Source organism: Erwinia sp. BNK-24-b, assembly GCF_047456155.1.
Taxonomy (GTDB): Bacteria; Pseudomonadota; Gammaproteobacteria; order Enterobacterales; family Enterobacteriaceae; genus Erwinia; species Erwinia phyllosphaerae.
On the sequence record NZ_CP179901.1, the window covers coordinates 248,241 to 274,358 of the forward strand.

A 26,118-nucleotide genomic window follows, 5' to 3' on the forward strand; every position below is an offset into this window, starting at 1 on the left:
GGCAAGCCAGAAGCCTGGATACATCATTTTTTCACCGGACAGGGAGACCGCGCGAAATGGCATTTCAGACATGGCAAGTCGGCCTGGATATTCAGAACGGACAGCTTTGCGCTCTGGCGATCCAGCGCCGTCGAAACGGCTGGCAGCTACGGCACTGGTGGCAGCATGCGTTGCCGCACGATACGTTAAGCAACGGGCTGGTGCAACGACCCGAACCGCTTATCCCCTTATTGCGGCAGTGGCGCAGGCAGCTGCCCCGGCAAATCTCGCTGCGCGTGACTTTTCCCGTGCAGCTGGTACTGCAGCATCCGCTTGAGCTACCGCAAACACCGCTGCACGAGCCAGAGCGTAGCAGCTATATCGCAGCGGCGGCGAAGCGATTTTTTCCCATCGAGCCGGACAAACTTGCGCTTGACTATCGGGCGGAAGCAAACGGCAGTCGGTTATGGCTTACCGCCGCGCGCCTTGAGGCCGTTCAGGCCTGGCTGACCTGTCTGAGTACGGCAGGGCTCAGGCCGCAGGTGCTGGAGCTGGCACCGGCGGCGCTGTTTGCGCTGGCGCAGCATTTGCAGCTCGCTCCTCAGGCGGCGCTGGTGCATCGGTTGCCGGATCACTGGCTATGGTATTGCGCACGCCAGCAGCCGGAATGGGGATGGTGCCCGGCCCATGAGGCAAGCGATCTGGCCAGGCTGCGAGAAAGGCACCTTGCCGATGTGCCGACGTTTTATTACAGCTCGGCGCTGGCGGAGGCGCTTCCCGCTGAGGCGACATGGCTCAATCCGCTGGAGGCTTTTGCATTTAAACAGCCGCCGCTACCGCTGTTTACCGGCACTTTTGCGCTGGCAGCCGGGCTTGCCTTACGGCCGGGAGACGCCTGATGGTCTGGGTCAATCTGCTTCCCTGGCGGCGTCGACTGCTGCTGTTACGGCTTCGGCGCGATGGCCTGCTGGCAGTCGCGCTGCTGGCAGTTTTGAGTTCCGCAGCCGTACCGCTGGCGGATGCGCAGTGGTTCGCTGAACAGCAGCAGCACAAGATCCAGCAGCTAAAGGGGGTCAACGGGCAGTTTGAAAAGCTCAAAGCTCGTTTAACCCGGCTTGCACAGCAAAAAGAGCAGCTCAGCGCCGCGCTGGCTGCCAGCATCGCCCGGCAGCAGCGGTTCAATGCGTGGTATGAATTCATGCTAAAGCTGCCCGGCCTGCTGCCCGCCACGCTCTGGCTGAGCGAAATAACCAAAACCGCAGAAACGTTGAACGTGACGGGTTTCTGTCTGCAAATGTCGGAGATAGAGCGCTTTCGCCAGCGTTTGCACTCGCTGGCGCTGTTTGCGCAGGTAAAAAACGGCAGGATCGGCCGCGACGGGCAGGGCGCGATTCGGTTCAGTCTTGTGCTGGCGCTGGAACAAAAAGGCGGTGGTCATGATTAGCAGATGTCTGTACCGCTGGTGCTCGCTGGCTTTCTGGCTACGGACACTGCTTATTGCTGCGGCTGTCGGTCTGGCGGCGTTGACCTTCTGGCAAGGCTGGCAACGGCCGCTTCAGCAAAAAATCGTGCAGCTTAGCGGGCAGCAGCGGCAGGAGGCAAAGCGCTGTCGGCTACTGACAGAACATTTTATAAAAAGCGCTTCCTTAACCCAAACCGAAGCGGAAATAGCCAGGCTACAACAGGCGCTACGGCCCACAGCGCAGCAGCCTTTTTCACTGCTGTCGCTGACAAAAGCGGCAGGCGGCAATCTGCAAAGCTGGCAGCCGAATGCGCAGGGCGGCGAACTGACGCTGGCGCTTAGCTGGGAGCAGGCGCAGGCTTTGTTTCGCTATCTGAGCGAGCAGCAGGCCGCTATCGATTTTCCTTTGTTTAGCCTGAAACGCGTCAACGAGCAGCTGTTATTAAAAATGGTACTGCGTTATGACGGCTAGTTCGCTGTGGAAAAGGAGCTGTCGACCGGCGGCAATTTATCCGCTGGCGCTGCTTATTTTTATCTGTATGAACGCGGCTAAAGCAGCCCGCGATCCTTTTATGCCGCCGGAAAATGTGCTGTGCGATACGCCAGCAAAAAGCGCGATGGTGCCACGGCTGCGCGGCATAATCGGCAAAGAAGGAGATTATCGCGCCTGGCTGGTGACGAGCGGCGGTCAGGGCCAGCTGTGGGCACAGCAGCAGTGGCCTACGCCACGCTGGCTGTTACAGCGCGTGACGGCGTTCAGCATCAGGCTGCAATCGGCCACACGGTGTCCGCCTTTCACCATAAATTTGCAGGGAAGCCTCTATGAAACCGATCCGTCTGTTAATCGCAACGCTTCTTCTGGTACTGGCCAGGCCGCTGTACGCCAGCCAGACGCCGCTTTCGCTGGCTTTTGATGACGCGCCCGTTGCCCAGATATTGCAGGCGCTGGCGGATTACCAGCAGCTAAACTTGCTGGTGGCGCCGGGCGTGGAGGGGCGGCTTTCCATCAGGTTAAAAGAGGTTAGCTGGCAGCAGGCGCTGTCGCTGATTTCTCGCCTGGCACAGCTGCATATCAGCACAGAAGACAACGTGCTGCTGGTTTTTCCACTAAGCTGGCAGGCAGAAAAGCAGCGTCAGCAGGCGCTGGAACGTGAAGAAGCGGAAAAAACGCTGCCTTTGAAGACGCTGGCGCTGACGTTGCGCTACGCCGAGGCTGAAAAGGTTAACGCCAGCCTGCAGGCGTCACGTGCCAGGCTCATGACCTCACGCGGCAGCGTAACGGTCGATACGCGCACCAATAGCCTGGTGTTATACGACACGCAGGCGGCCCTGGATAACGTCCAGCGCTGGGTGGCTACCCTGGACACGCCGCTGGAGCAGGTAGAGCTGGCAGCGCATATCGTGACTATCAGCAAAGAGAGCCTGCGTGAACTGGGCGTGCGCTGGGGGATGAGTGGAGAAGAGCAAATCTCTCAGGCACTGCGGGCCAGCCAGCTAAGGGTGGAGGTGCCGGTAGCAAACCCGGCAATGACGTTTGGTTTTACCTTAGCGCGGATGAACGGCAGGCTGCTCGACCTGGAACTGAGCGCGCTGGAGCAGGAAAACCAGCTGGAGATCATCGCCAGCCCGCGTCTTTTTACCTCGCATCAGCAGCCGGCCAGCATCAAGCAGGGCACTGAAATTCCTTATGAGGTCTCCAGCGGGACCAGTGGCGGTACCAGCGTGGAATTTAAAGAAGCGGTGTTGGGGATGGATGTGACGCCCGTCGTGCAGCCAAACGGACGGATAATGCTGAAACTGCATATCAGCCAGAACCTGCCCGGCAGCACGATTCGTAACGGCGAAGGCGAATATATCGCAATTGATAAGCAGGAAATCCAGACCCAGGTTACGCTAAAGGACGGTCAGACGCTGGCGCTGGGCGGTATTTTCCAGCAGCAGAGCGCAAAAGGGCAACGCAAAGTACCGCTAATGGGCGATATTCCGCTGCTGGGCACGCTTTTTCGTCATGCTACCACCGAGCAGAAGAGGCGAGAGCTGGTTATCTTTATCACGCCGCGGCTGATCCGTGATGAGTAAGTTTTTTTTGTAACAAACTGGACGGTCGTAAGCTTTTTTAGTGGATTGCAGCCATATGCGTTTGACGCAAGAGCGGAATTAGCTTACAAGGTTTAGCGATTTTTGAATTACAGGCCTCGGTTTGGCTTTAAGAAAATGCATTTACCCGTTTTTTATCGTGCGCAACCGGCGTAGCCGATGCTGTGACATCGGAGTGATAAATCAAGCGGACTGAACGCGCCAGGTGTGGGCGCAATGGGCAAGGTCAATTTAATCGGTTGCCAAAACACCTTCAGTGTTGAGATAATTTTCCTCTGACTCTCGCACTATCGCTCATGAGGTTTCAGTTCATGTCCTGTCCGCTGTAGGACGGGGTATCATTAACGAATTGTCTTAGTAATACCGAAAAAATGGCAGAGAAACGCAATATCTTTCTGGTTGGGCCTATGGGTGCCGGCAAAAGCACTATTGGGCGTCAGTTAGCTCAGCAACTCAATATGGAATTTTTCGATTCCGATCAAGAAATTGAGCGACGTACCGGAGCGGATGTGGGCTGGGTATTCGACGTCGAAGGCGAAGAAGGCTTCCGCGATCGCGAAGAAAAAATCATCAACGAACTCACTGAGAAACAGGGCATTGTCCTGGCGACCGGTGGCGGTTCTGTTAAATCACGCGAAACGCGCAACCGGCTTTCCGCTCGTGGCGTTGTGGTTTATCTGGAAACGACCATCGAAAAACAGTTAGCGCGTACGCAGCGTGATAAAAAGCGTCCTTTGCTGCAGGTGGAATCTCCGCCGCGCGAGGTGCTGGAAGCGCTGGCCGACGAACGCAATCCGCTGTATGAAGAGATTGCCGACGTTACTATTCGTACTGACGATCAGAGCGCTAAAGTGGTCGCAAACCAGATTATCAATATGTTAGAAAAGAGCTAACCGCCAGTCCCCGCCTGTGGGCCAAAATTAGGGTGCTTCATGGAGAAGATTACCGTCACTTTGGGGGAACGCAGTTACCCCATAACTATCGCTGCCGGACTGTTCAACGATCCGGCTTCTTTTTGGCCCCTTAAGGCGGGCGATCGCGCTATGCTGGTGACCAACCAGACGCTGGCGCCGCTCTATCTTGAGCCTGTGCGCCAGCTGCTGTCCGACGCTGGCGTCAAGGTTGACCAGGTAATCCTTCCCGATGGCGAGCAGTACAAAACGCTGGCGGTAATGGACCAGGTTTTCACCGCCCTGCTGGAAAAGCCCCACGGTCGTGATACCACGCTGATTGCCTTAGGCGGCGGCGTTATTGGCGATCTGACCGGTTTTGCGGCCGCCAGCTACCAGCGCGGCGTACGTTTTATCCAGGTACCTACCACGCTGCTTTCCCAGGTGGACTCCTCCGTTGGCGGTAAAACGGCCGTGAATCATCCGCTGGGTAAAAACATGATCGGCGCGTTTTATCAGCCGGCTTCGGTGGTTATCGATATTGATTGCCTCAGCACGCTGCCCGCTCGCGAACTGGCGTCTGGCCTGGCGGAAGTGATCAAGTACGGCATCATTCTGGACGGCGAGTTCTTTAGCTGGCTGGAGGCAAACCTGGAGGCGCTGCTGGCGCTGGACGGCAAGGCGATGGCGTACTGCATTCGCCGCTGCTGTGAGCTAAAAGCAGAAGTGGTCGCTGCCGACGAGCGTGAAATGGGTCAGCGCGCGCTGCTGAACCTGGGACACACGTACGGTCACGCCATTGAAGCGCATATGGGTTACGGCAACTGGCTACACGGCGAAGCCGTTGCGGCCGGAATGGTGATGGCGGCCCGTACGGCCGAGCGCCTGGGGGAATTTTCCTCTGCCGATACCGACAGAATTATCAGGCTGCTGCGGCGTGCCGGACTGCCGGTACAGGGTCCGGAAAGCATGAAGGCGGAAGATTATCTGCCGCATATGCTGCGCGATAAAAAAGTGCTGGCGGGTGAACTGCGCCTGGTGCTGCCGCTGGCTTTAGGCCGGGCCTGCGTGCGCGGCGGCGTCGGACATGATACGGTGCTGGCTGCGATTAACGATTGTCTGCCTGACCGTTTATAACACTGCCGCATCAAGCGGTGCTGCTGCTTTACTGGAGGAGCCTCAATGGACGATTTTAAACCGGAAGACGAATTAAAGCCTGATACCAGCGATCGCCGCCCACAGCGGTCTCGCAAGCCGTCTTCTGCTCCTAAAGTACCCGTTTCCCGCCAGCAGATGATGATGGGGATCGGCATTCTGGTGCTGCTGCTGATTGTTATCGGCATCGGTTCGACGCTGACGTCATCAGGCGATGGCGACCAGCAGAAGCAGCAGGCAACCGCGCCAGCGGCTTCCGGCAGCGGCGATAAAAATATCGATCTGTCCGGCTCTGCCTCTATCAGCGGGCAAAGCGGTGCGCAGCAACCGGCAAGCGATTTAGCCGCGCCTGCTAACGCGCCAGCGGATAATGCATCCACAGGTAACGCGCCAGCAGATAACGCTGCCGCGGGCAATGCGCCTCAGGAACTTAGCGCGCCGCCGGTATCCTCTACGCCAACCGAAGCGCAACCTCTGCAAACGCCAGCTGGCCAGCAGCGTGTTGAGCTACCGGGCGATCTAAACAACGCGCTTTCCAGCCAGCAAGGGCAGGTTGATTCTGCCGCATCCGGCGGGCAGGAGAGTTCACTGCCGACCGGACAGGCAACCGTAGCGGGTGGTGGTACGGTGAATAAACCTGTCACTGCGCCAACGCGCCAGCTGGCACCTGCGCACAAACCGGCCGCGACGTCGCATCAGGTTACGCAGCCGCAGGCTACGCACAAGCCCGCCACGTCTAAACCGGCTGCGGTAGCCAGCGAAAGTCGCTCTCAGCACGCACCAGCGAAAGCTGCGCCTGCCGTGACGGGCGGTAACTATACGCTCCAGCTGAGCAGCGCCTCACGTTCCGATACGCTGAACGCGTGGGCGAAAAAGCAGAATCTGAGTAGCTATCACGTCTATAAAACCACGCGCAACGGCCAGCCGTGGTATGTGCTGGTCAGCGGCGCTTACGCTACGCCAGCAGATGCGAAGCGCGCGGTTGCCTCGCTACCGGCAGAAGTCCAGGCGAAAAGCCCCTGGGTGAAACCGGTCAGCCAGGTGAAGAAAGAGTCAGAAAATTAACGGCTAACCGGCCTGAAGAGATCCTCTGCCAGCCCGCGTTATGCGGGCTGGCAATTTAAAGCGCAGATATGCTGTCGGTGTGACCGCAGCCAGAACAGTAAGTGTAATAAAACGACGGCATGAAAAAAAATCGCGCTTTTTTAAAATGGGCGGGCGGAAAATTTCCGCTGCTTAACGATATCCAGCGTCATCTGCCAGAAGGCGAGTGCCTGATTGAGCCCTTCGTTGGCGCAGGATCCGTATTCCTTAACACGCACTTTCCGCGCTACGTGCTGGCGGACATCAACGGCGATCTGATCAATCTCTACAACGTGGTAAAAGATCGCGTCGACGAGTTTGTAGCGGATGCGGCCGCGCTGTTTACCAGCGAAAGCAACGATGCGGAGTTTTACTACGCTCGTCGGTTCGAATTCAACCATTCTACCGATACGTATCGCCGCAGCGTGCTGTTTCTCTACCTTAATCGTCATTGCTACAACGGACTGTGCCGCTACAATTTAAGCGGTGAGTTTAACGTGCCCTTTGGCCGTTACCGTAAACCCTATTTTCCTCGGGATGAGCTGTACTGGTTCTCTGAGCGCTCGCAAAACGCCACCTTTATCTGCGAGTCGTACGCTGATACGCTAGGTCGGGCGCAGCCGGGTTCGGTCGTCTATTGCGATCCGCCTTATGCGCCGCTGTCGGCGACGGCGAATTTTACCGCCTACCACACCAACAGTTTCAGCCTGCAGCAGCAGCAGCACCTGGCCGAGCTGGCGCAAAAGCTGGCCGTTGATAATCGTATTCCGGTATTGATTTCCAATCACGATACGCCGCTGACTCGCGAATGGTATCAGGCCGCACAGCTGCATCAGATTAAAGCCCGACGCTCGATCAGCCGCAGCGGCAGCGGACGCCTTCAGGTCAATGAGCTGCTGGCGCTGTTTAGCAGCGACTGAACCTCAACAGCTCGACGTGCCTGTCGTCAGGCGCGCTAATTGGGAGAAATGGATGAAAAAGTTTTTACTAGCTCCGTCAATTTTGTCTGCAGACTTTGCCCGCCTGGGCGAAGACACGGCTAAAGCGCTGGCTGCCGGTGGCGATGTCGTACATTTTGACGTAATGGACAATCACTATGTGCCCAATCTGACGATGGGGCCGATGGTGCTGAAAGCGCTGCGTGATTACGGTATTACTGCCCCGATTGATGTGCATCTGATGGTGAAACCGGTCGATCGCCTGATCCCCGATTTTGCTAAGGCTGGCGCCAGCTACATTACCTTCCATCCGGAAGCGTCAGAACACGTTGACCGCACGTTACAGCTGATTAAAGAGCACGGCTGCAAGGCGGGCCTGGTGTTTAATCCGGCGACTTCGCTCAGCTATCTTGACTACGTGCTGGATAAGGTTGACGTGGTGCTGATCATGTCTGTGAACCCAGGGTTCGGCGGCCAGTCGTTTATCCCCGGCACGCTGGACAAGCTGCGCCAGGCCCGTAAGCTCATCGACCAGAGCGGCTACGATATTCGTCTGGAAGTGGACGGCGGCGTGAAGGTAGAAAACATTGGCGAGATTGCCGCAGCGGGCGCGGATATGTTCGTAGCGGGTTCCGCTATCTTCAATCAGCCTGACTACAAAAAAGTCATTGATGATATGCGTACGGAACTGGAGAAATCACGTCATGGCTCGTTTCACTGATATTCGCGCGCTGGCGTTCGATCTCGACGGGACGCTGACCGATAGCGCACCTGGCCTGACCAGCGCAGTAGACGCGGCGCTACAGGCGCTTGATTTACCGGCTGCCGGCCTTGAACGTGTTTCCACCTGGATTGGCAACGGCGCGGACGTACTGATTGAGCGCGCGCTAACATGGGCGCTTGGCCATCAGCCAGAAAGCGATTTGCTGCGCGACGCCCGCGTGCTGCTTGATAAGCATTACGCCACCGTTGTCGAAAGCGGCAGTAAACTGTTTCCCGGCGTCAAAGAGGGGTTACACAAGCTGGCGTCAACCGGTATGCCAATGGCCGTGGTCACCAACAAGCCGACGCCGTTTGTGGCACCTTTGCTGGCTTCTCTCGGCATCGACAGCTGCTTTTCGCTGATTATCGGCGGCGACGACGTTATCGCGAAAAAGCCGCATCCGGCACCGCTGTTTCTGGTGTTGGGAAAATTTGGCCTGCTACCCGCCGAGCTGCTGTTTGTGGGCGATTCCCGCAACGATATCCAGGCCGCGCAGGCGGCAGGCACGCCCTGCGTGGGCCTGACATACGGCTATAACTACGGTGAGCCGATTGCGAGCAGCCAGCCGACGCTGGTGCTCGACCATTTTAACGATTTGTTGCCCGCACTCGGGCTGGAGCAGGACGAAAAAGATGAAACCCATCGTATTTAGCGGCGCACAGCCTTCCGGCGAACTGACTATCGGTAACTATATGGGTGCGCTGCGTCAGTGGGTCGGCATGCAGGACGATTACGACTGCATCTACTGCATTGTCGATCTCCATGCGATCACCGTGCGCCAGGATCCTGTTGCGCTACGTAAAGCCACGCTGGACACGCTGGCGCTCTATCTGGCCTGCGGTATCGATCCGCAAAAAAGCACGATTTTTGTGCAGTCACACGTGCCGGAGCACGCGCAGCTGGGCTGGATCCTGAACTGCTATACCTATTTCGGCGAGCTGAGCCGTATGACGCAGTTCAAAGATAAGTCCGCGCGCTATGAAGAGAACATCAATGCCGGACTGTTTGATTATCCGGTATTGATGGCGGCAGATATTCTGCTTTATCAAACTACTCAGGTACCGGTTGGTGAAGATCAGAAACAGCATCTGGAGCTGAGCCGTGACGTAGCGGCGCGTTTCAACGCCCTGTATGGCGACGTGTTCAAAGTGCCCGAGCCGTTTATTCCTGAATCCGGCGCGCGCGTGATGTCGCTGCTGGAGCCGACCAAAAAGATGTCCAAGTCGGACGATAACCGCAACAACGTTATCGGCCTGCTGGAAGATCCTAAGTCGGTAGTGAAAAAGATTAAGCGCGCGATGACCGACGGCGATGAGCCACCGGTGGTGCGTTACGACGTTAAGAACAAAGCGGGCGTCTCTAACCTGCTGGATATCCTTTCCGGCGTGACCGGCACCAGCATCCCCGAGCTGGAGCAGCAGTTTGCAGGCCAGATGTATGGTCATCTGAAAGGCGCGGTAGCCGAAGCGGTATCCGGCATGCTGACCGAGCTGCAGGAGCGCTATCACCGTTACCGCAACGATGAGGCTTTGCTGGAGCAGGTAATGCGTGACGGCGCGGCGAAAGCGCGCGCTCAGGCGCAGGAAACGCTGAAAAAAGTGTATGAAGCCGTAGGCTTTGTCGCTCAGCCGTAACGGTTTGCGAAGCGGCCCTGTGCCGCTTCAGATTGTTAACGGCCATCAGGGCGCTTTCATGCCGATGAACAGAGGCAGAGCAAAACACGAACACGCCGTGAAATTATCCCTGATGGCCTGGTTGCTACCTTCGCCTGTTAAAACCAGCGCAGCCGCTCGCGTAACGCCACTACCCGGCCAATAATAATCAGCGACGGGCTTTGTGCCTGTTGTGCCAGCGACGCCAGTTCATCCAGCCGCCCGCTGACTACCCGTTGCCTGGTCGAAGTGCCGTTTTCTACCAGCGCGACCGGCATTGCGCCATCCATTCCGTGCTCCATTAGCTGTTTCTGAATGTCTGCCGCCTGCGTCAGACCCATATAAAACACCAGCGTTTGCTTTTCTGCCGCCAGGTTCTGCCAGTCCAGCGAGCCGTTCTTCTGCACGTGACCGGTGACCAGCCGCACGCTTTGCGCATAGTCGCGGTGGGTCAGAGGAATACCGCTGTAAGCGGAACAGCCCGATGCCGCCGTAATGCCCGGCACCACGGAAAAGGGAATAGCCGAGTCCGCCAGCGTCTCCAGCTCTTCCGCGCCGCGACCAAAAATAAAGGGGTCGCCGCCTTTAAGACGCACGACGCGTTTACCCTGCTGCGCCTGCTCCAGCAGGAGCTGATTGATGGATCCCTGCGGCACGCAGTGGAAACCGGCGCGTTTGCCGACAAAAATCCTCTCTGCATCTCGCCTGACCAGCTCCAGCACTTCTGCCGAAACCAGCCGATCGTAAACTACCACGTCCGCCTGCTGGATCTGCTGCAAGCCCTTTAGCGTCAGCAATCCCGCATCGCCAGGCCCGGCACCGACCAGCACCACTTCGCCACGCTGCTCCAGCGGTTCGGCAAGCAGCGCTTCCGTCAGGCTTTCAGCCTGCACCACGTCACGGTTAGCGAGCGTTTGCGCCAGGCGATCGTGGTGGAAAAGCTTTTCCCAGAAGCGTCTGCGCTGGCTGCTATCTGCAAAAGCACTTTTCACCTTTGGCCGCAGTGAACCCGCCCAGGCGGCGACTTTCCCCAGATGTTGCGGCAGCAGCGCCTCAATTTTTTCGCGCAGCAGGCGAGCCATTACCGGCGCGTTGCCCGAGCTGGAAATGGCCACCAGCAGCGGTGAACGGTCTACGATGGAAGGGATAATTACGCTGGCGCTTTCAGGCGCGTCCACCACGTTACAGAAAATCTGTCTGGCTTCGGCGCTGGCGCTGACCTGCTGGTTAACTTCGTCATCGTCGGTAGCGGCTATCACCAGCCAGCAGCCCGCGAGCATCTCGGGCGAAAACGCGGCATGATGCAGCGTAAGCGCCTCTTCCTGCTGCCATAGCGTGAACTGAGGAGAAAAATGCGTAGCGCAGACGTGCAGATCCGCGCCCGCTTTCAACAGCAGGCGCGCTTTGCGTTCGGCAACCGCGCCGCCGCCGACCAGCAGCACGGCTTTACGGCGCAGGTCGCAAAAAAGAGGGAAGAAATCCATAGGTGGCTCACAGGCAAGAAAGGGGGCCGCCGACCGGCGGCCCTGAGTTAAAGCGCAACTTCTACTATACCGTCACACACTCTGGCAGGCCAGGCGGGCACGGAGCGGCTTTCATCCTCCATGCACAGGCCGTCGCTGAGGCGAAAGCGCTGTTTCTTCAGCGGGCTGGCCACCCATAGCGTCTGCTGATGTTCTGCAATAATGCCGCGCGAAAGCACGCTGGCCTGCGCAAAGGGATCGATATTGCTCAGCGCAAACACTTCTTCGTCGGCGCGCGGGCGGAAAAGCGCTACCTGCACACCCTCCACCAGCGCGCAAACGCCGGTAGCGGGCTGGATATGTTCTAACGGACAAACGCGATGCCACTGGCTCACTGTTCTTCCTCCATCACGATAGCGATGCGCTCTTCCGGACGCGCAGGACGGTGCTGCTGGCGTTCCGCCACGCTCTGCACCAGCGGATCGCGCTGCTCGCTGTTGATAAAGTGGCTGAAGCGGGCAAGCCGTTCCGGCTGTGCAAGCGTGGCCTGCCATTCGCAGACAAACCGTTCACGCAGACGGGCCAGATCGGCTTCCAGCTGCGCATTCAGCCCGAGCTTGTCGGCAATGATGACCTGTTTCAGATAGTCGATGCCGCCGTCCAGGCTTTCCAGCCACAATGAGGTGCGCTGGAGCTTGTCGGCCGTGCGGATATAGAACAGCATAAACCGGTCCAGATAGCGGATTAAGGTTTCCCGATCCAGATCCGCCGCCAGCAGGTCGCCGTGGCGCGGCTTCATGCCGCCGTTGCCGCAAACGTAGAGGTTCCAGCCTTTTTCCGTGGCAATAATGCCAACGTCTTTGCTCTGCGCTTCCGAACATTCCCGCGTACAGCCGGAGACGCCAAACTTCATTTTGTGCGGCGTGCGGATGCCTTTATAACGATTTTCCAGCAGCACGCCCAGCCCGACGGCGTCGCCGACGCCGTAGCGGCACCAGCTGCTGCCTACGCAGGTTTTTGCCATGCGCAGCGCTTTGGCATAGGCGTGGCCGGTTTCGAATCCGGCGTCGATCAGCGTTTTCCAGACCGCAGGTAAATCATCCTTCTGCACGCCAAACAGGCCGATGCGCTGCGAACCGGTGATCTTGGTATAAAGCCCATACTTGTCGGCAACTTCCCCAATGGCTATCAAGCCCGCTGGCGTGATTTCACCGCCTGCAGAACGAGGGATAACGGAATAGGTGCCGTCTTTCTGAATATTGCCTAAAAAGCTGTCGTTACTGTCCTGTAAAGGTACCAGCTGCGGCTGAAGGGCGTAGTCATTCCAGCAGGAAGCCAGCAGCGAGGCGACCACGGGTTTACAGACTTCACAGCCGTAGCCCTGGCCATATTTGCCGAGTAGCTGGTCAAAAGTCTGGATCTCCTCCACGCGGATCAGGTGATACAGCTCCTGGCGGGAGTAGTGAAAGTGTTCGCAAAGGTTGCTGTTAACCTCAATGCCCTGGCGACTTAGCTCGGCGTTGAGTACCTGAGTCATTAACGGCACGCAGCCGCCGCAGCCGGTGCCCGCTTTGGTTTCCGCTTTTAACGCCGCCACGGTGTGGCAGCCGTTATGTACGGCCAGCAGCAGATCGCCTTTGGTCACGTCAAAGCAGGAACAGATCTGCGCCGTCTCCGGCAGCGACTCTACGCCGATAGCGGGTTTATCGCCCGCATGCGCTGGCAGGATGAGCGCATCAGGATTTTCCGGCAGCGCTATACCGTTAAGCATCAGCTGGAGCAGATTACCGTAATCGCTGGTATCGCCAACCAGCACCGCGCCAAGCAGGCGGCTGTTGTCAGCACTGACCACGAGGCGCTTATAAATTTCTTTGTTTTCGTCCAGGTAAACGTAGCTGCGCGCGCCTTCTGTACGGCCGTGCGCATCGCCAATGCCGCCTACGTCCACGCCCAGCAGCTTGAGTTTGGCGCTCATGTCCGCGCCGGTAAACGCGTTCTGCTGGCCCAGCAGGCTGTCGGCCGTTACCTGCGCCATCTTGTAGCCCGGCGCGACCAGGCCATAAACGAGATTTTGCCAGGCGGCGCATTCCCCGATGGCATAGATATCCGCGTCCGCCGTCTGGCAGCTATCGTTAATAATAACCCCGCCACGCGGGCCAACCGGTAAGCCTGCTGCTCTGGCAAGGCTGTCCTGAGGACGGATACCGGTGGAGAAAACGATAAAATCGACGGCAAGCTCGCTTTCATCGGCAAAACGCAACGTTTTTCCGCCTGACGGGCTGTCGGTAATCTGGCGGGTATTTTTGCTGGTGTGCACCCTGACGCCCATATTTTCAATTTTCTGCCGCAGCAGCTGGCCGCCCATTGGATCGAGCTGCTCCGCCATCAGCACCGGCGCGAATTCCACTACATGGGTTTCAACCCCTAAACTTTTCAGCGCGCCTGCTGCTTCCAGGCCCAGCAGCCCGCCGCCGATGACCGCGCCGCTCTGGCTATGGCGGGCGCGAGATTCAATGGCGTCCAGATCTTCAATGGTGCGATAAACAAAGCAGTTTTTGCCTTCCGCACCGTTAATCGGCGGGACCCAGGGATAAGAGCCGGTTGCCAGCACCAGCTTGTCATAGGGAACCGCGCGACCGGTATCCGAAAAGACCACTTTCTGCTGGCGGTCGATAGTTAAGGCTTTCTCACCGGTTAGCACGCTAATTTTATGGCTGGCATAAAAGCCGTCCGCCACCAGCGACAGCTGCTCAGGATTATGATGGGTGAAATAAGCGGAGAGGTGTACGCGATCGTAAGCAACGCGCGGCTCCTCGCAAAAAACGGTGATGGCAAACTGGTCAGGTGCGGCCTTTTCAGCCAGCTCTTCAAGCAGGCGATGGCCGACCATGCCGTTGCCGATAATAACGAGTCGGGTGCGCATTTTGCCTCCCATAGCAAAAGAATGCCGCTACAATAGCGCGGCGTCCTTCAGGGTTATTGATGTATATCAAGGCACTTTCCAAATACTCCTTTATGGGTAGATGACTGATTAATAAACATTCTTAGATAAGTTATGGAAATTTCAGGCTTTGCCTGCGTTTTGTCCTGTTTGAATAGTGTTAGGGTTAACAGACCATTGGTGCTCAGGAGCGTCTTTTATGCAGCCTTCTTTAAAAAGCATTTGTCACGTTCGCTTGCCGGAGCGTGAAGGACTCTGGCAGATTGACATCCGCGACGGCAAAATCGCGGCTATATCGCCCCAGACTCAAAGCACGCCTTCCGCCGATGCGCTGGATGCGGAAGGCGGGCTGGCTTTTCCGCCGTTTATCGAACCTCATATCCATCTTGATACCACGCAAACCGCAGGCGAGCCGGCATGGAACGCCTCCGGTACGCTGTTTGAAGGCATCGAACGCTGGGCAGAACGCAAGGCGCTGCTGAACCACGAAGATGTGAAAACGCGCGCTTACCAGACGCTAAAATGGCAAATCGCTAACGGCATCCAGCACGTGCGTACGCATGTGGACGTTTCCGACCCTGGTCTTACCGCGTTGCGGGCCATGCTGGAAGTAAAAAGTGAAATGGCGCCCTGGGTAGATATACAGATTGTGGCTTTTCCGCAGGAGGGGATCCTCTCTTATCCGGACGGCGAAGCGCTGCTGGAAGAGGCGCTAAGGCTCGGCGCGGACGTGGTTGGCGCTATTCCGCATTTCGAATTCACCCGTGAATATGGCGTCGAGTCGTTACACAAAACCTTCGCGCTGGCGCAGAAATATCAGCGTATGATTGACGTTCACTGCGATGAGATAGATGACGAACAGTCGCGCTTTGTCGAAACTGTCGCGGCACTGGCGCTGCGCGAAAAGATGGGCGCGCGCGTTACCGCCAGTCACACCACGGCAATGCATTCATATAACGGCGCTTATACCTCGCGGCTGTTTCGTCTGCTGAAGCTTTCCGGCATCAATTTTGTCGCCAATCCGCTGGTTAATATCCATCTTCAGGGGCGTTTTGACAGTTATCCCAAACGGCGTGGCATAACGCGCGTAAAGGAGATGCTGGAAGCGGATATCAACGTCTGCTTTGGTCACGATGATGTTTTCGATCCGTGGTATCCGCTTGGCACCGCCAATATGCTCCAGGTGCTGCATATGGGAATGCATGTTTGCCAGCTGATGGGCTATGGTCAGCTGAATGAAGGAATTAAACTGGTCACCGACTACAGCGCCAGAACCTTGCAGCTGACGGATTATGGTATCCGGCCCGGCAACAGCGCTAACCTGGTTATCCTGCCTGCAGAAAATGGGTTTGACGCGCTGCGCCGCCAGGTGCCGACGCGCTATTCAATTCGTCAGGGAAGGGTGATTGCAAAAACGCAGCCTGCGGTAACGACGATCCATTTGCAGGAGAGCGAACAGGTGGATTTCCGGCGCTAGCCGCGTGGATAAAAAAGGCCGGTTACCCGGCCTTTTTTATTAATGTGAGGACATATGGCCATGCAGCTTGTGCTTGCTGACAAAGCCCAGCAGCAGACACATCACAAAGACCACGGCGTACAGCAGATTAGAGGTAAACAGGGCAGCATGAGCGCCGTGCTTATCCACAATCGGGCCGGTGACGACAAAGGTCAGCATGGTGCCAACGGTGCCGCAGGTCAGGATAAAGTTCACCAGTTTAGGGGAAGAGACTTTAGTCTGTAGCGAACCCAGCGTAATCAGCGTGGTGTAGATAGCGCTGGAGAAGAAGCCCAGGCTAATCATAATCCACTTCAGCATCGCGGCGTCGCTGCTGCTGATAAACCAGTACATCAGCACGGTTGCCAGTAGGGCCAGTACCGTCACAATGCGCTGCGGATCGAAGAAACGTAAAATGGCGCTAAACGCCCACATGCCAATCATATAGGCGGTCCAGAAGTTGCCGACCAGCGCGCCGGCCTGCGTCAGATCCATTCCCATGCTTTTGGTCGCGTACAGCGGTACCCAGCCGATAAAGCCAAGCTGTCCCAGGATGTAGCACAGCGCGGCAATCGACAGAAAGAGTACGCCAATGCCCCATTTCTCTTTTTCTACATTCTGCACGGCGGCCTTTTTGCCCAGCACCGGGAACTCGAAGCAGAGCGCCAGCACAAAAATCGCTACGTAGATCAGACCAATACAGGCATAGACCCAGTACCATGGCAGTGCACGAGCCAGCAGCGCGGCGGCGATAATCGGGAAAATGGTGCCCGCCATGCTAAAGAAGGAGTCGGTAAACAGCAGACGCGAACCGCGCTGGCGGCCTTCATACAGATGCGTAATCAGGAAAGTGCCAATCGACATGGTAATGCCGCTGACCACGCCCAGCACAAACATACACAGCGAGAAAACGCTGAGCGAGTGGCTGGTCATCAGTCCCAGCACCGACAGCACCATCAGCACGAAGCCGAACATCAGCTGGCGTTTGAGCGGCACGATTTCCATCAGCCAGGCATTCAGGAAAACAGCGACCAGGATGCCGGCGTTAAGAAAGGTGAAGGTGTTGCTCATCTGCGCAACCGGCAGATGGAAGTAGTCAGCAATATTTTCCAGCACCATGCCGGTGACGATTACTACCGCGCCCGTGAGCGCATAGGAAAAAAAGCTGATCCAGGTTAACCCGATTCGGTTTCGATTAGTCATAGTGTGGCCTGTGGGGTCAAAAATCGTGAAGCAGGACGCTCACGCTAAGCGTGGGCAGTGTAGCGGTAATCGTGATCTGCTTAAATAAATAATGTAACTATTCCCGAGCGTATTCATTACTTTCGTGACGAATATCACCGTTTTCTGCCTGGCGAAAGCGTTTGCGTCGCGGTTCGCCAGGTAAATAAAGGTAAAACGCTGGCGCACAGATAACCGCCTCTTTACAATCAACTTTCGGCCTGTAGCCCTTAAGTAAGGAATCTTTCATGTTAAAACGCACTTTGACAGCGGTCGCCACCGTTTTTGCACTCTCTACGCTCTCTACGTCTGCTCTGGCGGCAAAGGGAGACACGCACGTGCTGCTGACGACTTCCGCTGGCAATATTGAGCTGGAACTCAATAATCAAAAGGCCCCGGTTTCCACGAAAAACTTCGTTGATTACGTTAATAACGGCTTTTATAACAACACCGTTTTTCACCGCGTGATCCCCGGCTTTATGGTGCAGGGCGGCGGCTTTACCGCTGATATGCAGCAGAAACCGACCAATGCGCCCATTAAAAACGAAGCGGACAATGGCCTGCTGAACAAGCGCGGCACCATCGCCATGGCCCGCACCGCCGATAAAGACAGCGCCACCAGCCAGTTCTTTATTAACGTCGCCGACAACGCCTTCCTGGATCACGGCCAGCGTGACTTTGGCTACGCCGTCTTTGGTAAAGTTATCAAAGGCCAGGACGTCGCGGATAAAATCGCCCAGGTGCCGACGCAGAACGTAGGGCCTTACCAGAACGTTCCCGTTAAGCCTGTAGTTATCCTTTCCGCAAAAGTCCTGCCTTAACGCTCCGCATGGGGGATTGCTGCTTATACTTAATGCTTCAGCAGCAATTACCCCTTCAAGGAGAAACCATGTCTAAAAAGCTCACCGATAAGCAAAAAAACACCCTCTGGCAGCAGCGCCTGCCAAATAATTTCCTGGCGAGCTTTTTATTAAGCGGCGCTTTGCCCGAGCTGGGCGCGCGCAATCCGGGTTTGCCTCACCTGCGGGCGATGCACCGTGAACTTTTCCAGGACGTGCTGGACGATGCCGGTGAACTGCGTCAGGTAGATATCACTATTGGCGACACGCCCTGCTGTCATTTCGAATATATCGAAAAAGAGGGAAATGCGCTGATGCAGGCGCTGGAAGAGGAAAACGGCCTTGCCGATCTTCCGCCTGAGCAGCTGGCCGAAAGGTTGGCCTGGTACTACTGCGAGCTGACCGTGCTGCACCCTTTTTTACGCGGTAACGGACGTGCCCAGCGTCTGTTCTTTGAACAGCTGATTATCCACGCCGGCTACGATATTCAATGGAACCGCATTGACCGTGAAAGCTGGCAGCTTGCCGTTAAAGCAAGCCTGGCAGGCGATCTGGCACCGCTGACCAACGCGTTTGGCAAAGTGGTAAGCGAGTGGGAATAAACCGGGTAGAATAGCGCCGTTTATTCTTTTCCCGGAGCCCGCATGCTGCTGTTGATCGACAACTATGACTCTTTTACCTGGAATCTTTATCAGTATTTTTGCGAGGCGGGCGCTGAAGTTCTGGTGCAGCGCAATGATGAGCTGACGCTGGCACAAATCAGCGCGCTGCGGCCAGACTATCTGGTTATTTCCCCCGGCCCCTGTACGCCCAACGAAGCCGGCATCTCGCTGGCGGCGATTCAGGCCTTTGCCGGGCAAATACCCATCCTCGGCGTTTGTCTGGGTCACCAGGCGATAGCTCAGGCTTTTGGCGGCAGGGTCGTCCGGGCGCGGGAAGTGATGCATGGTAAGACATCAGCGATTGAGCATAACGATGGCGGCGTATTTGCCGGACTGAATCATCCGCTGACGGTCACGCGCTATCATTCGCTAATTGTGGAGTCGGCTTCGCTGCCCGAGGAGTTTGACGTCACGGCCTGGACGCTGCGTGAGGGGCAACGCGATGAAATTATGGGCTTTCGGCATCGTCATTTGCCGCTGCAGGGCGTACAGTTTCATCCGGAAAGTATTCTTAGCGAGCAGGGGCATCAGCTGCTGCAAAATTTCCTCAGGCAATAATATTGTTTGCCTTAAAGTGATTTTTTATGCATATTTTGTGATTATAATTTCACTTTTCTGTAACGTAAAAAAGATGAGGTAGGCAATGGCAGCGGATAAATTAGCGGTAACGCGCGCAACGTTTGATGAGGTGATACTGCCTGTTTATGCACCAGCGCAGTTCGTGCCGGTAAAAGGAAAAGGCAGTCGCGTCTGGGATCAGCAGGGCAAAGAGTACGTCGACTTCTCTGGCGGCATCGCCGTTACCGCGCTGGGCCACTGCCATCCGGCGCTGGTAGAAGCGCTAAAAACCCAGGGCGAAACGCTGTGGCACACCAGCAACGTATTTACTAACGAACCTGCGCTGCGCCTGGCCAGCAAGCTGATTGCCGCCACCTTTGCCGAACGCGTATTCTTTGCCAACTCCGGTGCCGAAGCCAACGAAGCGGCTTTTAAAATGGCCCGTTACTACGCTACTAAACGCCATTCGCCGTTCAAAAGCAAGATTATTGCTTTTCATAATGCTTTCCACGGACGTACGCTGTTTACCGTTTCCGTTGGCGGACAGCCAAAATATTCCGACGGTTTTGGTCCGAAACCTGCCGATATTATCCATGTGCCTTTTAACGATCTGGCGGCGGTGAAAGCGGTTATTGACGATCATACCTGTGCCATCGTGGTTGAACCCATTCAGGGCGAAGGCGGCGTAATGCCCGCGACGCAGGAATTTATGCAGGGCCTGCGCGAGCTGTGCGATAAACATCAGGCGCTGCTGGTGCTGGATGAAGTGCAAAGCGGCATGGGCCGCAGCGGCAAGCTGTTTGCCCATGAGCATTACGGCGTGCAGCCCGATATTCTGACCACCGCGAAAGCGCTGGGCGGCGGTTTCCCGGTTAGCGCCATGCTGACCACCAACGAAATCGCTTCCGTTATGGCTCCGGGCGTTCACGGTACCACCTATGGCGGTAATCCACTGGCTTGCGCAGTAGCGGAAGCGGCGCTGGATATTATCAATACCGAAGAAGTCCTGAACGGCGTGGAAGCGCGTCGCGAGCAGTTTGTTACCGCTCTGAAAGCGCTGGATGCACAGCTGGATCTGTTCACCGACATCCGTGGTAAAGGGCTGCTGATCGGCGCGGCGCTGAAGCCGCAGCATGCGGGCAAAGCACGCGATTTCCTGAACGCTGCTGCGGCAGAAGGCGTGATGATCCTCAACGCCGGCACGGATGTTATCCGTTTCGCGCCTTCTCTGGTGATTGAACCGGCCGATATTGAAGAAGGGATGAATCGCTTTGCCACCGCAGTGAAAAAGCTGCTGGCTTAAGACGAATAGCCGGAGGCTGAACACCTCCGGCTATTGCTCAGGCGGATTTTCTCAGATGGCGCGACAGCCAGCGTCCATGATGAGGTCGATTGCTCCACGCCAGCGATGAGATAGTGTGCATCACGCCCAGGTGGCTCAAAATCCTTTTTACATGCCTTTCCAGAACCGTTACCGCTCCCTGATGAAACTCAATCTGCGCATCCAGCACGTTGCTGTCAGAGCTGGGGCCATCATATTCCAGCCGCTGCTGGCAGCGCTGTAGGGCCACTTCGCAGGTCTGTAAATAGCGCTCGGCAAGCTGTGGCGTCAGCATGGTATGTTCGCGTGCCAGGATGGTCATCGCATTAATGTGTTCAACAATGAACTGGCTGTGCGTTACCCACAGTTTCATATCGGCCAGATAGCTGGCGTTAAATCCCGGTTCCTGCATCGCCTGATTTAGCGAGTTAAACAGCGCATTGTGCGCCTGATTAACCCGCATGCGTTGCCATGCCAGCTTTTGCGGATCCTGTTCGTTGCCCAGCAGCTGCCGTAAAGCTTCCTGATAGGTTTCCAGCGCGTCGTGGGCGTTCTGTCGCAGCAGGCCGCTCTGCCACTGCGGCCAGAGCCAGACCATGCCGCCGAAGGCGATCAGGCAACCCATCAGCGTATCCAGCAGGCGCGGCAGTAGAAAATCGGCACCGTTCAGCGCCAGCAGCTGCAGTGAATAGACCGCCGTGACGGTAAAGCCAATCATCGCCAGGCCGTAAAATTTACGAATAACCAGATAGCCAGCCAGCGTCAGCGTTAGCATCACCAGCAGCACGGCCGATTCCGGCACCTGAAACCGTAGCGTCAGGGCGGCGATAACCAGTCCGGCAAGCGTGCCCAGCGCACGGTGCTGGATCCTTACCCTGGTCGCGCTGTAGCCGTTCTGGCTGACGAACATCACCGTCATCAGTATCCAGTAGGGCTTGGGCAGATTAAAGAACAGGGCCAGCGAACTGGCGAAAGCGAGCATCACGGCAAATCTGGCTGCGGTACGCAGCGCCGCGGACTTCAGGGACAGATAGCTTTTAATAGCGGGCAGCAGCGGCAGCCGTTTTTGCCTGTCGGCCATTAAATCGCGCTGATAGAGCGGCCGCTGGGTTCGTAACACGCGGGCGATGCGGTTAAAGTGATAAGCGCAAAAATTACCCACCGGATTGGCAGGATGCTGACGGGCGATTTTTTCCAGCGCCCGCAGCTGTTTCTCCATGCTGAAACGCTCAGGTAGCTGGTGATACAGGATATTATCAGCAAGCTCCCGCAAACGGGCGGCGATGGTCAGCGCATTCCAGCGGATCACGGCTTCAGCATGACTTTGTTCGACCAGCTTCTGCACCTCTTCCGGCTGGTGCAGGCTGACGGCGATATGCTCCTGCAAATCCAGCGCTACCTGGAAAGCACGGGTCAGCCGTTTGTGATGATTGTCATTGCTGGCGGAGAGCATGTGCATCTGCTGATAGCAGGTGGTAATCAGATCGACCGCCTTTTGCTGACGAGCCAGCAGCGGCGGCAGCGCTTTTTCCGGGTCGGTCAGTTTGGTGAGCAGCGTATATTTGGCTTCGCAATAGTCAGCCAGCTCGCGGTAAAGCAGGCTCAGCGTTTCCCGCATCGGCTGCTCTTTCCACAGCCAGAACCAGAACCAGTTAAAAACGCCGTACCAGACGGTGCCCAGGATATAGAGCGAAGGCGGCTCCCAGATCGGCATGCGTCCCGCAAGGCTGAGGGTAAAAATCCCGGCAATTAAGGCGCCGGGCAGCAGTCTGCCGTGTAGCGGGCTGATTTCGCCGGTCACGCCCAGCAGCAGCGCCATAAAAAACAGGATAGCGGGCAACGGAACGGCATGCTCGCCCAGATACTGCACCAGGAAACTGCTGAGGGCGAACAGGCCCCCGCCGATAAGCAGGCGCTTAAAGAAGCGTTTGTGCGGCGTGTCCAGACCGGCAATATTGCAGCAGGCAGGCACCAGCGAGAAGAGAAGGCCATTTTGCAGACTGCCCAGCAGCCAGCCAACGGTCACGGGCAGGCACAGCACCAGCGTCTGGCGCAGCGCGTAGTTAACTTCGGGATGATAGATGAGTCGGCGCCACATAATCTGGATCTGCTAAAAAGGCGCAATAGCGATATTGCGCCTTACTCTCAGAACGGCTTAGCGTGTGCCGTAGACAACGATAGTTTTACCGTGAGCGGAGATCAGATTTTGATCTTCCAGCATCTTCAGGATACGCCCAACGGTTTCACGCGAGCAGCCAACGATTTGACCAATTTCCTGACGGGTAATCTTAATCTGCATGCCGTCCGGATGGGTCATGGCGTCCGGCTGCTTAGCCAGGTTTAGCAGGGTTTGCGCGATGCGACCTGTCACATCGAGGAAAGCTAAATTGCCCACTTTCTCTGAGGTTACCTGCAGGCGACGCGCCATCTGTGAGGAAAGACGCATCAGGATATCAGGGTTGACCTGAATCAGCTGGCGGAACTTTTTATAAGAGATTTCAGCCACTTCACAGGCAGTTTTCGCTCGTACCCAGGCGCTGCGCTCCTGGCCTTCTTCAAACAGGCCAAGCTCGCCAATAAAGTCGCCCTGATTGAGGTAGGAAAGGATCATCTCTTTGCCTTCTTCATCCTTGATCAACACCGCTACCGCGCCTTTGACGATGTAGTAAAGGGTTTCTGCTTTCTCACCCTGGTGGATCAGCGTACTTTTGGATGGATACTTATGAATATGGCAATGTGACAGGAACCATTCAAGTGTCGGGTCTGTTTGCGGTTTGCCGAGAACCATTCGCTGTTATCCTCTGTTGTTATCGTGCCTAAATACAGGGGCAGAGTTCCCTGACAGGCGTTGAAATAGTCAAGCGCTTCCCAATGCAGGAATTTTATTCGGCTCTCTGTTGAGTGCCGGGCTCGTTATGTCGTCCCGTTTCGTCTGGTTTGTAGAGTACTGACGAAATTCAGCTTTGTTTGTAGCACAGCTTTGCATGGGTGTCTTCTGTTGTCTCGCTTCAGCATAGCGGGAAATCTGCCCGATTGCCGTTTTAGTTATCAGAACATCTTCATAAGTTAACTAAATGAATTAGAGGAACTTGTTACACCGACAGCGACAACGCGGGCAGCAACATTCTCCATTTTGAGAGAATCCTTACCCCCGGGTAAGCATCAGCCGCCGCGCGCTTAAGCCGGAAGCGCTACTTAATTTTCTTGCCTTCAATCAGCCGCTTGACCAGCGGGCCCATGATCAGCTCCATCGCCAGACCCATTTTGCCGCCCGGCACCACCAGCGTATTGATATGGGAAATAAAAGCGCCCTGCAGCATCGCCAGCAGATAAGGGAAATCGATATTTTCCAGCGCCTGAAAATGGATCACGACAAAGCTTTCATCAAGCGAGGGAATACCACGCGCAGCGAAGGGATTGGAGGTATCCACCGTCGGCACGCGCTGAAAGTTGATATGGGTACGGGAGAACTGTGGCGTAATAAAGTTAATGTAATCTTCCATTGAGCGCACTACGGAGTCCATTACCGCCTCGCGCGAGTGCCCGCGTTCGCTGGTGTCGCGGATCATTTTTTGTATCCACTCCAGATTGACGATCGGCACCACGCCAACCAGCAGATCGACATGCTGCGAAACGTTATTCTGCGGCGTCACCACGCCGCCGTGCAGTCCTTCGTAAAACAGGACATCGGTAGGTTCCGGCAGCGGCTGCCACGGCGTAAACGTACCGGGAACCTGGTTCCACGGTACTGCCTCGTCGTAGGTATGCAGATATTTTCTGGACTGACCGCTGCCGCTGCGGCCATATTCCACAAAGGTCTGTTCCAGCAGGGAGAAGTCGTTGGCTTCAGGCCCAAAATAGCTGATATGGCGGCCCATATCCCGCGCTTTGCGGATCGCCATGTCCATTTCAGGCCGGGTATAGCGATGGAAGCTGTCGCCTTCCAGCTCGGCGGCGTGCAGGCCAAGCTGTTGAAATATTTTGCGAAAGGCCAGGCTGGTGGTGGTGGTGCCTGCGCCGCTGGAACCGGTTACGGCAATCACTGGATGTTTGGCGGACATAAGCATTTCCTGTGAGCGTTATTCCGCCATTGTTAGCACGTTTTATTGTTCGTTGTCATCTGTTGCCCGGTAGTGAGCCGGGCAACGGCGGCTTATTCGATAAAGGTAAGTGCGAATAATGGTTTAGCGGCCAGTGAAGTCAGATCTTTGTCTTCCGGGTAGTGGGTAAGCAAAGGGAAGAAGACGGCGCCGCCGATAATACTTCGTCCTTCGTGGCTTTGCGTATGCAATCCCCACATGTTCTGGTAAGTCATGGGAACAAGCTTGCCGTCGAGTTCGGTATTGCCGATATACAGCATAATGTGGCCGTCAATATGAATCAGCGTAGTGAACGGCCTGCCGTTTTTCACCAGATAATCCAGCCGGGCGGCGGGACTCAGCTTGCTCACATCGACCACGCGACCGCTTGCGGCTTGCTCAGAGGAATCGCGCGGCAGAAACAGACCAAACGGCATCATCAGGCTACGCATCTCGGCGGAACAGTCGTTATAGAAATTGAATTGTCCCCAGCCATAAGGTTTGCCCTGCATCGACTTGATTAACCTGGCGATATTGGCAGGAGTCATTGGCAGCGGCATGGGGGCAAAATCTTGCTGTTCTGTGTTAACCCAGCTGATTTCGGCCTTGCCATCCGCCGTTTTGACCGGAACAGCAATGCGAGGCTGCCCGTTTTGCTGCTGAAGCGGCAGGATAGTGCCGGGACGCGCGATAAAATAGAAACGGTTTTCTGTCGCGACAGAGACGGGCTCTCTAACCGCGCTGGCCAGCTGCTGCTGCGCCAGCCCGCGCCAGCGGGTGACAAACATTTCATCGACCGTGGCGACGTCGTCACTCTTAACCCAGCCCATTAGCGTGGGGGAGACAATATACTGCCAGGCTCTGTCTTTACTGGTTGCTAAAGTATAAAGCGGCGTACCTGCCCGAATTGCTGATACCTGTAAATTGTCAAAAGGATAGCCCTGTCCGGCTCGTCCTGGGTCATCAAAAGCCGGATCGCTGGTTGGCAATGCCCTGAGCAAGGTTTCTCTGACGGCAATAGAGCGTCCTGCACTTTCGTCAGTGACGGAGACGGTTATATTCGCTTTGACCGCATCCTTCCATGACTGAGGAAGCACGCGAAAATTCAGCCCGTAGCTTTTTGCACTACTGGTTAAGTAAGTGTCCGCGACCTGGTTAATCGCATCCCTGGCTGCATGCGTCGCGATAATTTTATCGATATAGAGCGGGTTCCAGGGGGATCTATCTTTTTCCCCCGTACCAAAATAGCGCGCCTTTAACGCGGCGAAGTGCCGCTGCTGCGTTGCCGCATCTATCACGGGCGTGTTATAGCCGACGGCGGCTGGCGGTAACCACTTATCACTCTCCTGCGAGTAGCGCGCCAGAGGGAAAATGGATTTTGTCGCATCGACAGGCGTGGTTTCTGTCGCCGCTGGCGTAACATTATATACAGGCTGAGGACCGTTAGCCGGGTCGAACGAATGACATCCGGCTATTAGCAAGGATAATACAGAGTAGTGCCGCATTCTTTTCATGCTGGC

The 26,118-nt window shown here is 56.2% G+C and carries 25 protein-coding genes; 17 read left to right on the forward strand and 8 right to left on the reverse strand.

Annotated elements, in window-relative coordinates:
- Positions 1–56: 56 nt before the first annotated feature.
- The 12 genes from pilM (at position 57) to trpS (ending at position 10,001) form a co-directional block, all read left to right on the forward strand.
- A complete protein-coding gene (pilM, locus tag ACMGGR_RS01075) occupies positions 57–878 on the forward strand; it encodes a pilus assembly protein PilM (RefSeq protein WP_414147977.1) in 822 nt (273 codons plus the stop codon).
- Positions 878–1,423 carry a PilN domain-containing protein gene (locus tag ACMGGR_RS01080; protein WP_414147978.1) on the forward strand — a complete coding sequence of 182 codons (546 nt, stop codon included), beginning with the start codon at positions 878–880 and terminating at the stop codon, positions 1,421–1,423. Before pilM ends, ACMGGR_RS01080 begins: the two co-directional genes overlap by 1 nt.
- Complete coding sequence (locus tag ACMGGR_RS01085) at positions 1,416–1,913, forward strand: hypothetical protein (RefSeq protein WP_414147979.1); 498 nt, start codon at positions 1,416–1,418, stop codon at positions 1,911–1,913. Before ACMGGR_RS01080 ends, ACMGGR_RS01085 begins: the two co-directional genes overlap by 8 nt.
- Positions 1,903–2,355 carry a hypothetical protein gene (locus tag ACMGGR_RS01090; RefSeq protein ID WP_414147980.1) on the forward strand — a complete coding sequence of 151 codons (453 nt, stop codon included), beginning with the start codon at positions 1,903–1,905 and terminating at the stop codon, positions 2,353–2,355. Before ACMGGR_RS01085 ends, ACMGGR_RS01090 begins: the two co-directional genes overlap by 11 nt.
- Complete coding sequence (gene hofQ, locus ACMGGR_RS01095) at positions 2,264–3,520, forward strand: DNA uptake porin HofQ (protein ID WP_246761143.1); 1,257 nt, start codon at positions 2,264–2,266, stop codon at positions 3,518–3,520. The genes ACMGGR_RS01090 and hofQ overlap by 92 nt, the downstream gene beginning before the upstream one ends.
- Positions 3,521–3,909: 389 nt before the next feature.
- On the forward strand, positions 3,910–4,431 hold the full coding sequence (gene aroK, locus ACMGGR_RS01100) for a shikimate kinase AroK (RefSeq protein ID WP_004160692.1): 522 nt from the start codon (positions 3,910–3,912) through the stop codon (positions 4,429–4,431).
- Between the two features lie 39 nt (positions 4,432–4,470).
- The gene (gene aroB, locus ACMGGR_RS01105) at positions 4,471–5,565 is read left to right on the forward strand and encodes a 3-dehydroquinate synthase (RefSeq protein ID WP_414147981.1); all 1,095 of its coding nucleotides are present in this window, start codon (positions 4,471–4,473) and stop codon (positions 5,563–5,565) included.
- A 45-nt stretch (positions 5,566–5,610) separates the two neighbouring features.
- The gene (locus tag ACMGGR_RS01110; protein ID WP_414147982.1) at positions 5,611–6,648 is read left to right on the forward strand and encodes an SPOR domain-containing protein; all 1,038 of its coding nucleotides are present in this window, start codon (positions 5,611–5,613) and stop codon (positions 6,646–6,648) included.
- 119 nt (positions 6,649–6,767) lie between these two features.
- Positions 6,768–7,586 carry an adenine-specific DNA-methyltransferase gene (dam, locus tag ACMGGR_RS01115; RefSeq protein ID WP_246761138.1) on the forward strand — a complete coding sequence of 273 codons (819 nt, stop codon included), beginning with the start codon at positions 6,768–6,770 and terminating at the stop codon, positions 7,584–7,586.
- Positions 7,587–7,638: 52 nt separating this feature from the next.
- Complete coding sequence (gene rpe, locus ACMGGR_RS01120) at positions 7,639–8,325, forward strand: ribulose-phosphate 3-epimerase (RefSeq protein ID WP_246761137.1); 687 nt, start codon at positions 7,639–7,641, stop codon at positions 8,323–8,325.
- Positions 8,309–9,019 (forward strand): phosphoglycolate phosphatase, encoded by a 711-nt coding sequence (locus tag ACMGGR_RS01125; protein WP_414147983.1) that lies wholly within the window; start codon positions 8,309–8,311, stop codon positions 9,017–9,019. The genes rpe and ACMGGR_RS01125 overlap by 17 nt, the downstream gene beginning before the upstream one ends.
- On the forward strand, positions 9,000–10,001 hold the full coding sequence (gene trpS, locus ACMGGR_RS01130) for a tryptophan--tRNA ligase (protein WP_246761133.1): 1,002 nt from the start codon (positions 9,000–9,002) through the stop codon (positions 9,999–10,001). Before ACMGGR_RS01125 ends, trpS begins: the two co-directional genes overlap by 20 nt.
- A gap of 137 nt (positions 10,002–10,138) precedes the next feature.
- Here trpS and cysG read toward each other — a convergent pair whose 3' ends face one another.
- Genes cysG through nirB form a run of 3 tightly spaced genes read right to left on the reverse strand, consistent with a single transcriptional unit; the run spans position 10,139 to position 14,405 of the window.
- A complete protein-coding gene (gene cysG / locus ACMGGR_RS01135) occupies positions 10,139–11,503 on the reverse strand; it encodes a siroheme synthase CysG (RefSeq protein WP_414147984.1) in 1,365 nt (454 codons plus the stop codon).
- A gap of 47 nt (positions 11,504–11,550) precedes the next feature.
- On the reverse strand, positions 11,551–11,877 hold the full coding sequence (nirD, locus tag ACMGGR_RS01140; RefSeq protein ID WP_414147985.1) for a nitrite reductase small subunit NirD: 327 nt from the start codon (positions 11,875–11,877) through the stop codon (positions 11,551–11,553).
- Positions 11,874–14,405, reverse strand: a complete 2,532-nt coding sequence (nirB, locus tag ACMGGR_RS01145; RefSeq protein WP_414147986.1) for a nitrite reductase large subunit NirB — start codon at positions 14,403–14,405, stop codon at positions 11,874–11,876. Before nirB ends, nirD begins: the two co-directional genes overlap by 4 nt.
- Positions 14,406–14,622: 217 nt before the next feature.
- On the opposite strand from nirB, the gene ACMGGR_RS01150 reads away from it, so the two are divergent.
- Positions 14,623–15,900, forward strand: a complete 1,278-nt coding sequence (locus tag ACMGGR_RS01150) for a cytosine deaminase (RefSeq protein ID WP_414147987.1) — start codon at positions 14,623–14,625, stop codon at positions 15,898–15,900.
- A gap of 39 nt (positions 15,901–15,939) precedes the next feature.
- Here the strand turns inward: ACMGGR_RS01150 and tsgA are convergent, their stop codons facing one another.
- On the reverse strand, positions 15,940–17,121 hold the full coding sequence (gene tsgA / locus ACMGGR_RS01155; RefSeq protein WP_246761123.1) for an MFS transporter TsgA: 1,182 nt from the start codon (positions 17,119–17,121) through the stop codon (positions 15,940–15,942).
- A gap of 266 nt (positions 17,122–17,387) precedes the next feature.
- Between tsgA and ppiA the strand changes: the two genes are divergently transcribed.
- The 4 genes from ppiA to argD all read left to right on the forward strand — a co-directional run bounded on the left by ppiA (position 17,388) and on the right by argD (position 20,501).
- On the forward strand, positions 17,388–17,960 hold the full coding sequence (gene ppiA / locus ACMGGR_RS01160; protein WP_414147988.1) for a peptidylprolyl isomerase A: 573 nt from the start codon (positions 17,388–17,390) through the stop codon (positions 17,958–17,960).
- 68 nt (positions 17,961–18,028) lie between these two features.
- Complete coding sequence (locus ACMGGR_RS01165; protein WP_414147989.1) at positions 18,029–18,580, forward strand: putative adenosine monophosphate-protein transferase Fic; 552 nt, start codon at positions 18,029–18,031, stop codon at positions 18,578–18,580.
- Positions 18,581–18,622: 42 nt separating this feature from the next.
- Positions 18,623–19,198 (forward strand): aminodeoxychorismate synthase component II, encoded by a 576-nt coding sequence (locus tag ACMGGR_RS01170; protein WP_246761117.1) that lies wholly within the window; start codon positions 18,623–18,625, stop codon positions 19,196–19,198.
- An 85-nt stretch (positions 19,199–19,283) separates the two neighbouring features.
- Entirely contained in the window at positions 19,284–20,501 is a 1,218-nt protein-coding gene (gene argD / locus ACMGGR_RS01175) for a bifunctional acetylornithine/succinyldiaminopimelate transaminase (protein ID WP_246761115.1), read from the forward strand.
- 37 nt (positions 20,502–20,538) lie between these two features.
- Here the strand turns inward: argD and ACMGGR_RS01180 are convergent, their stop codons facing one another.
- The 4 genes from ACMGGR_RS01180 to ACMGGR_RS01195 form a co-directional block, all read right to left on the reverse strand.
- Positions 20,539–22,617, reverse strand: coding sequence for a YccS/YhfK family putative transporter (locus ACMGGR_RS01180; protein WP_414147990.1), 2,079 nt, complete (start codon positions 22,615–22,617; stop codon positions 20,539–20,541).
- 57 nt (positions 22,618–22,674) lie between these two features.
- On the reverse strand, positions 22,675–23,307 hold the full coding sequence (gene crp / locus ACMGGR_RS01185; RefSeq protein ID WP_017803012.1) for a cAMP-activated global transcriptional regulator CRP: 633 nt from the start codon (positions 23,305–23,307) through the stop codon (positions 22,675–22,677).
- A 403-nt stretch (positions 23,308–23,710) separates the two neighbouring features.
- On the reverse strand, positions 23,711–24,580 hold the full coding sequence (locus ACMGGR_RS01190; protein WP_246761111.1) for a phosphoribulokinase: 870 nt from the start codon (positions 24,578–24,580) through the stop codon (positions 23,711–23,713).
- 92 nt (positions 24,581–24,672) lie between these two features.
- Positions 24,673–26,112, reverse strand: coding sequence for an SH3 domain-containing protein (locus tag ACMGGR_RS01195; protein WP_414147991.1), 1,440 nt, complete (start codon positions 26,110–26,112; stop codon positions 24,673–24,675).
- Positions 26,113–26,118 lie beyond the last annotated feature (6 nt).

What these genes read in the sequence shown, in the direction of transcription:
- pilM (WP_414147977.1), top strand. Translation starts at nt 57, where the DNA reads ATGGCATTTCAGACATGGCAAGTCGGCCTGGATATTCAGAACGGACAG.
- ACMGGR_RS01080 (WP_414147978.1), top strand. Translation starts at nt 878, where the DNA reads ATGGTCTGGGTCAATCTGCTTCCCTGGCGGCGTCGACTGCTGCTGTTA.
- ACMGGR_RS01085 (WP_414147979.1), top strand. Translation starts at nt 1,416, where the DNA reads ATGATTAGCAGATGTCTGTACCGCTGGTGCTCGCTGGCTTTCTGGCTA.
- ACMGGR_RS01090 (WP_414147980.1), top strand. Translation starts at nt 1,903, where the DNA reads ATGACGGCTAGTTCGCTGTGGAAAAGGAGCTGTCGACCGGCGGCAATT.
- hofQ (WP_246761143.1), top strand. Translation starts at nt 2,264, where the DNA reads ATGAAACCGATCCGTCTGTTAATCGCAACGCTTCTTCTGGTACTGGCC.
- aroK (WP_004160692.1), top strand. Translation starts at nt 3,910, where the DNA reads ATGGCAGAGAAACGCAATATCTTTCTGGTTGGGCCTATGGGTGCCGGC.
- aroB (WP_414147981.1), top strand. Translation starts at nt 4,471, where the DNA reads ATGGAGAAGATTACCGTCACTTTGGGGGAACGCAGTTACCCCATAACT.
- ACMGGR_RS01110 (WP_414147982.1), top strand. Translation starts at nt 5,611, where the DNA reads ATGGACGATTTTAAACCGGAAGACGAATTAAAGCCTGATACCAGCGAT.
- dam (WP_246761138.1), top strand. Translation starts at nt 6,768, where the DNA reads ATGAAAAAAAATCGCGCTTTTTTAAAATGGGCGGGCGGAAAATTTCCG.
- rpe (WP_246761137.1), top strand. Translation starts at nt 7,639, where the DNA reads ATGAAAAAGTTTTTACTAGCTCCGTCAATTTTGTCTGCAGACTTTGCC.
- ACMGGR_RS01125 (WP_414147983.1), top strand. Translation starts at nt 8,309, where the DNA reads ATGGCTCGTTTCACTGATATTCGCGCGCTGGCGTTCGATCTCGACGGG.
- trpS (WP_246761133.1), top strand. Translation starts at nt 9,000, where the DNA reads ATGAAACCCATCGTATTTAGCGGCGCACAGCCTTCCGGCGAACTGACT.
- cysG (WP_414147984.1), bottom strand. Translation starts at nt 11,503, where the DNA reads ATGGATTTCTTCCCTCTTTTTTGCGACCTGCGCCGTAAAGCCGTGCTG.
- nirB (WP_414147986.1), bottom strand. Translation starts at nt 14,405, where the DNA reads ATGCGCACCCGACTCGTTATTATCGGCAACGGCATGGTCGGCCATCGC.
- ACMGGR_RS01150 (WP_414147987.1), top strand. Translation starts at nt 14,623, where the DNA reads ATGCAGCCTTCTTTAAAAAGCATTTGTCACGTTCGCTTGCCGGAGCGT.
- tsgA (WP_246761123.1), bottom strand. Translation starts at nt 17,121, where the DNA reads ATGACTAATCGAAACCGAATCGGGTTAACCTGGATCAGCTTTTTTTCC.
- ppiA (WP_414147988.1), top strand. Translation starts at nt 17,388, where the DNA reads ATGTTAAAACGCACTTTGACAGCGGTCGCCACCGTTTTTGCACTCTCT.
- ACMGGR_RS01165 (WP_414147989.1), top strand. Translation starts at nt 18,029, where the DNA reads ATGTCTAAAAAGCTCACCGATAAGCAAAAAAACACCCTCTGGCAGCAG.
- ACMGGR_RS01170 (WP_246761117.1), top strand. Translation starts at nt 18,623, where the DNA reads ATGCTGCTGTTGATCGACAACTATGACTCTTTTACCTGGAATCTTTAT.
- argD (WP_246761115.1), top strand. Translation starts at nt 19,284, where the DNA reads ATGGCAGCGGATAAATTAGCGGTAACGCGCGCAACGTTTGATGAGGTG.
- ACMGGR_RS01180 (WP_414147990.1), bottom strand. Translation starts at nt 22,617, where the DNA reads ATGTGGCGCCGACTCATCTATCATCCCGAAGTTAACTACGCGCTGCGC.
- crp (WP_017803012.1), bottom strand. Translation starts at nt 23,307, where the DNA reads ATGGTTCTCGGCAAACCGCAAACAGACCCGACACTTGAATGGTTCCTG.
- ACMGGR_RS01190 (WP_246761111.1), bottom strand. Translation starts at nt 24,580, where the DNA reads ATGTCCGCCAAACATCCAGTGATTGCCGTAACCGGTTCCAGCGGCGCA.
- ACMGGR_RS01195 (WP_414147991.1), bottom strand. Translation starts at nt 26,112, where the DNA reads ATGAAAAGAATGCGGCACTACTCTGTATTATCCTTGCTAATAGCCGGA.